This window comes from Allocoleopsis sp. (genome assembly GCF_036703385.1).
GTDB lineage: Bacteria > Cyanobacteriota > Cyanobacteriia > Cyanobacteriales > Coleofasciculaceae > Allocoleopsis.
In genome coordinates this window covers 1-5,434 of the sequence record NZ_DATNPA010000205.1, presented here as the reverse complement: position 1 = coordinate 5,434, position 5,434 = coordinate 1, and the positions used below count along the sequence as shown (strand labels likewise).

Below are 5,434 nucleotides of genomic sequence, written 5' to 3'. Positions count from 1 at the left end.
GCTTTTCTATTCTTCGGCGAAACTGAACGGGCTTCTTTCCTGGTTCCCACTTCGCCAAATCTTCCAATAACTGAGCGGCTAATTGCTGTCCACCAGCGATCGCAGAGCGGGTCAGATTCTCCTGCAAATCCTTGTCGTAATTTTCGATGAACTGCGTGATTTGGTTCAGGCACAGTGCCTGTTCCTCGTTCATTTGTTCGTTTAGGGCTGGAACTATAACAGGTCGTGCAATTACGACTTGCAGGCAGTCTTCTAGCTCTGAAATATCCGGGAACTTTCTAAGGAGTTGGCTTTTGGCTTCCTCTCTTTGTTCTTCACTTATATCCCAGGTTTGGGCGCTGAGGAACTCATCAATTTTATATTCAAAATCTTTTAGCCCTTTGAAGTGTTCCTGTTTTAATTTTTCCCGTAATTGGGGTGCTAGTTCGTCTCGAACATAAATCATCTTTGCCCATACTAAGGGTGCGAGATCTAAGCTGCAAACATACTCACCATTGTCTTGCATCATCCACGATTGGATGTCTTCGATTTCTTGCCGAATTTGTGTTGCCGCATCGTCCAACGCCTCGAATACAGATATTCCCCGCAATCCCACTTTAGACTTGGTAATTTTCTCTAAGTCGGATTCTGGTTTTGTATCGGTCTGTTCACCTGTACTCTTTGACGGCTTCTCTGCTTTGAGAACCTGTTTCCACTTAGGAGCTGCTTTCTTTGAGGCTCCTTGCAGTGAAATTCTGAATCGAATAGTCGTCTTGTTTAGGGCTTTTAAGTCCCGCTTACGCACGATCGCATAAGCCTGATACCCTTCTTGAACAGGATTTTCTTGCAGTCCGGCTGTCATAGATTTAAGAATGTGGAGAGTGTTTTTATTTCTTGTGTGCGAGAGCGCTAGCGATTTATGAGACATCAAGAGAGGAAAACTAGCGCTCTTCACAGGCTTTGAGCAAGACAAGAGCAGCGCAGGCGTTAGGCGTAAGTTTCTTTCAGTCCCAAGAGAGATAGCTGTTCGTACTTGGGTGTGTGAGTTTTTAGCCAATTTAATTGCCAGCCAATCCCCAGCCCATTAAGCGGTGTTGATACCGTGTACGAACCAACTTTTTCCAGTTGCTCTTTGACGCCTTTGTAGTAAGCTTTTCCGCCGATAATTGTGAACTGTGCGCCTTCTGGAGCCAGTTCTTTTAGCTGGTTTACAACCATTGTTTGCCATTTCTTAGTTTGGCTGCGTGTCCTCTTTTTGGGGTTGCATTCGTAGGGTTGCAGCACTTGATCGGGATGCACTAACCCGTGTCGGGCGCTTAGGAAATACACTTCCCACCCGGTTGATGAGGCATATTTGCAAGCAGTTCGGAACCACTGAGAGCAATAAAGCTCTTTAGCCGGTGATGCCCGATCGAGTTTTCTGGCAACGCAGGCTACCAAAACGATTCGCCTGCTCAACGTGGCTTGTCTGTGCGATCGCACCAGGCTTTCTAAATTGTGAACAACTCTCCCTAAGTTGTTGGGTCGGTTGTTCGAGAGGCGAGGCTCGATACCCATTTTTGAGAGCAGGGAACATGGAACACATCCGCAAAAGGGAATTGTTATTCGGTTTGAGGAGCAATGATGCCGCCTCAGTTGCCCTTCAATTGCTTCTAGGAAAATTCCCTTAAACCCTTCTTGCAGATGAGTTGACCCATCAAAGCTGTTTACTCCCAGGTTGGCAAATTCTTTGACATATGCCGGAGAACACAAGCCAAAGGCATGAACGTAGATTTCCGGTGGCAACGCTTCTACGATTGCTTTAACAACCGAGAGCGTATATTTGACAGAGCCTATCCCTACCAAGCCGCCTAAACCGATTGCTTTGTAACCTATGTCGATTAGCGATCGAGCGTAGTCGATTCGTTCACCTGTAGTAATCCCGTGAGCTACGGCGATCGCCGTTGTATTGTCACAGTCAGGGACTAGCGCTCTGAAATTTACAGCTTGAGTCCAGTTAAACTCTCGCCTTTGCTCTAACTGCTTGTGGGACAGCCCTTCTATCAGGATGTGATCGGGGGCAACTAGATATCGCTCAACGTGTTCCCTTAAATACTCCTCATACTGAGTGATCGCCCATTGCGCTGTGACTTTTTGACCTCTGATTGTTGGTTCTTCTTCAAATCGATAGCTTCGCGCTCCGCAGTCTCCGAACACTGGGGTATTTCGGTCTGGGAAGATAGCGTATCGATAGGTTAATGAGAACAGATAGCCGTATGGCTTTATGCCCTTTGCGAAGAAGTTCCAAAATCCCAGTCGTGTTTTTTCATCTTCACCGCACTTGAAATAGTCGCCTTTTCCAAATGCGGCAAAGAACCTTGGTTCCTTGATTTGTTGTGAACTCATTACTTGTAGCCAGACGAATATCTAAGCGTGCTGTCTTAGAACAAACGATCGCATTTATGTCGTGCGTTCTTTTCGAGCAATTGCTTGATTTTTTTTGACGTGATTTACGTGATTTTTCTTGTTAAATTCCAACCCGTGTGGAATTTGACAACGGTATGAAGATCGAGCTGGATACCTGTACTGTGTAAGTGCCAGTCAACACTCTTGCACTCGCTCTCTCTTTTCCTGTCGAGGAGGGTGCGAGCGCTAGCAATGCGTTGGGCAGGTTAACCCCAACTCAAAGCTTTGTGTTGATCTATCTAAAAAACCAGTGCATCTCTATAATAGATTCTTGTATCGCAAATTTCAATACTTGTATCGCAAATTTCAACACACTACATTTTAACACCATGTCATCACAGGGATTGAACATTCGGCTACCTAGCGCTGAATTGAAGATTTTGGAGGCTCACTGCCAGGTACACCGCAGGACTAAAACTGATGTTCTGCGCGAATTCATCCGTTCTTTAGACCCAAACTCGCAATCTGCGCTAGACACCAGCGCAACGCTCGCGCTTTCCGGCATCGATTGGCAGCAGGTTGCGCTAGCAAACTTGCAATTGTATTGCCGACTTGCCAGCAACAAATTTTTCTTTGAGACGGACTTGAACCTTGAACTTGATGGGCTAAGGCGACTTATTCTGCTTTGGCTACAGCGAGAAGACGTGCCACTCGACCAGAAGAGAGCGTTAATTCAGACGCTGGCTCAATTGCTTGATATGGATGAGATCAGGCAACAATATCTTGAACCGGATTAAGTTAAGTTTCGATTCCACTCCAAGCGTTTTTTCGGTTTGAAAGAACGTGTAGCATACTTTCACCTAATAGTTGGTTGAAAAATTATGCATTTCCCTGTATTTATTATCTAAAAAAAATATATTTTTAGTTTTTATCCTGATGACATAGTGCGATTAGCACAAAAATTCTAAGGTCAATTTTCACAAATTCCATTTCAATGACGCTAAACGCTGCGTGTTTTTACAAAGTTTCTTTACACAGTTAGCGGTAGCTATTGGATTTATACCCTGCCACGCTGCTATAAAAGCGCCATAGGGCTTGTAAAAACAATCTATGGAAGCGAGTATTCAATGATTTCAATAAAAATCCTCCCGATGGAAAGCCCGATCGGGAGGTCATTAAAGGGTGGAAAGCCTAAATCATTAGATGGGAGAATTAAACGGGATGTATCAGATGGAAGAGAGAGAATCAGATGGGAAAAATTGCGATCTGCTTTGCTCTTCTAGCTTGCGCTATTGGCGTCTTGCAAGTACCTCCGGAGTGCGATAGTGTTTTCTCTTATTTAATTAATAGATCGTCGTTCCCTGTGGGAGGGTCTCTCTTTGTGAGTATCTCTCAAGTTAGAGGACGGCAAGCGAAGCTTATAAAAGCGCATCATGCCGTTACAGCCTTTCCCTCTCTATTCCTTTTGGCAGGCATTTTTTTTAAGTTGTCTGCATTAATCTTTATTTTCATCTCCAGAACCAAGTCTATTAGCGTCTCGGCATCTTATGTCAGCATCGAGTTAAAGAACGCGGCAGAAATCAGAAAATTCTCCCTTCCTGGATTGACGCGATCTTTAGCAACGCTTGAATTTGATGTTTTAACCATGCTTGTTGTTGTCCTATGCCTTTACCCGCTAGGGGGACTTCCAGGCTATATTTTCCCACTGGTAAATAATCGGCGAATTTCCTATATCTTTTTCCCGCCAATACCAATAAGCTTCCTCCTCTTGGCTCTATCTCTTCGATTTTATGGGCTACTTCCCTCGCCCAACGCGATCGCTCTCGAAAGCTCTTGTCCTTAAGAGTGCAGTCGTAAGGCTCGATCACTTCCTCCGGCTCTACCACTTCTAACTTTGCCGACAGAATCACATATCTTATCCCGATTAGTTCCAGATACTTTCGTGACTTTTTAAACAAATCTCCTTGGTACAGATCTTTCGCCTGCGTCGCTTCTTGGCTTTTTGACCCTGAGCAAGTGATGAGTCCCATTGTGTATTTCATGCTGGTTTTTTCATGAAGACTGTTAATTTTCCATGAGAGATATCGCTCTCGCCAATAATGAAAATACGTTAAAGTAACTGACGTAATATTACTTTCTTGTTATCTAACTTAGGATATAGTCTTGGTTCAAGTTTTACCATATTTCAAGCTTTTCATTCTCTTAAATTCTTTCTCTAACTTTTGGCGTATTCCTTAAGTAAGATTGAGTCTCCGATATGAAAGCCAATATCTTCAACACAGAAGGAGCTTTGACCGACGCTACTCCAAGTGCGAGAGTTTATCTAAACTTTGAGCGGAAGTTCGGTTACTTGTGACTCCATGAAAGTGCTACTCCTTGCGAGTCAACCTTGAAATCAATTTAATTAATAATTAAAACTATGACGGCTGCTTTCCAAGAGCGCGTTAGTCTCAATTCTTGCGCTCAGTCTTCACTACAACTTCCGTGGGTCAGACTTCAAAACAAGCAAATCACTTGTGCTGAAGCGATCGCTCAACTGGTCGATCCATCTGGTTCCGTGAATTTTGACCTTCTTTCCGACGAGGTGAGTAATCGATTCTTCCGTTTTTTCCCTAACCGCCAGGATCTGCCACCTGTCATCCCTTTATTGTTGTGGCAGGGGTGCTTTTATGTCGGAACCCCTACTGAACTTGACGCGGGAGCTATTTCTCTTTTGAGCCGTCGTACTTCAACCTCAATTAAGACGGTTTCCATATCTCTCCGCAGCTATCGTTCCTGGTATTTGGTTCATCACCCTGCTGGCTCTGGAGTTCCCCTATCTAAACTTGTTGTGGTAACGCCCTCGACTTCAACTGCTGTTTCTGTAGCTGAAGCAGATATCGAGCCAGATAACATTTGTGAGATTACCGAACTCTCTTTGAGGAGGGCAGATAATCAAATTTCTCGGATCAAAACTCTTATTGAACGTGCTGTGCGCTACGGCGCTAGCGACATTCATCTGGAGCCTACCCAAGAAGGCTTGCGAGTCCGCTATCGCATTGATGGCATTTTGAGAGACATTACTACACTT

At 44.4% G+C, this 5,434-nt stretch carries 4 protein-coding genes and 1 pseudogene; 2 read left to right on the top strand and 3 right to left on the bottom strand.

The features are described from left to right. A partial coding sequence (locus V6C93_RS10220) for a hypothetical protein (RefSeq protein WP_333476552.1) occupies positions 1-841 on the bottom strand: 841 nt, incomplete at its 3' end. A 125-nt stretch (positions 842-966) separates the two neighbouring features. Next, the gene (locus V6C93_RS10215) at positions 967-2,364 is read right to left on the bottom strand and encodes a DUF6884 domain-containing protein (protein ID WP_333476551.1); all 1,398 of its coding nucleotides are present in this window, start codon (positions 2,362-2,364) and stop codon (positions 967-969) included. A gap of 389 nt (positions 2,365-2,753) precedes the next feature. On the opposite strand from V6C93_RS10215, the gene V6C93_RS10210 reads away from it, so the two are divergent. Continuing rightward, complete coding sequence (locus V6C93_RS10210; RefSeq protein WP_333476550.1) at positions 2,754-3,161, top strand: hypothetical protein; 408 nt, start codon at positions 2,754-2,756, stop codon at positions 3,159-3,161. A gap of 783 nt (positions 3,162-3,944) precedes the next feature. On the opposite strand, the gene V6C93_RS10205 is transcribed toward V6C93_RS10210, so the two are convergent. Beyond that, a complete protein-coding gene (locus V6C93_RS10205) occupies positions 3,945-4,406 on the bottom strand; it encodes a DUF6884 domain-containing protein (protein ID WP_333476549.1) in 462 nt (153 codons plus the stop codon). Positions 4,407-4,783: 377 nt separating this feature from the next. Here V6C93_RS10205 and V6C93_RS10200 point away from each other — a divergent pair. Next, positions 4,784-5,434: pseudogene (locus V6C93_RS10200) on the top strand (hypothetical protein); the annotation flags it as partial.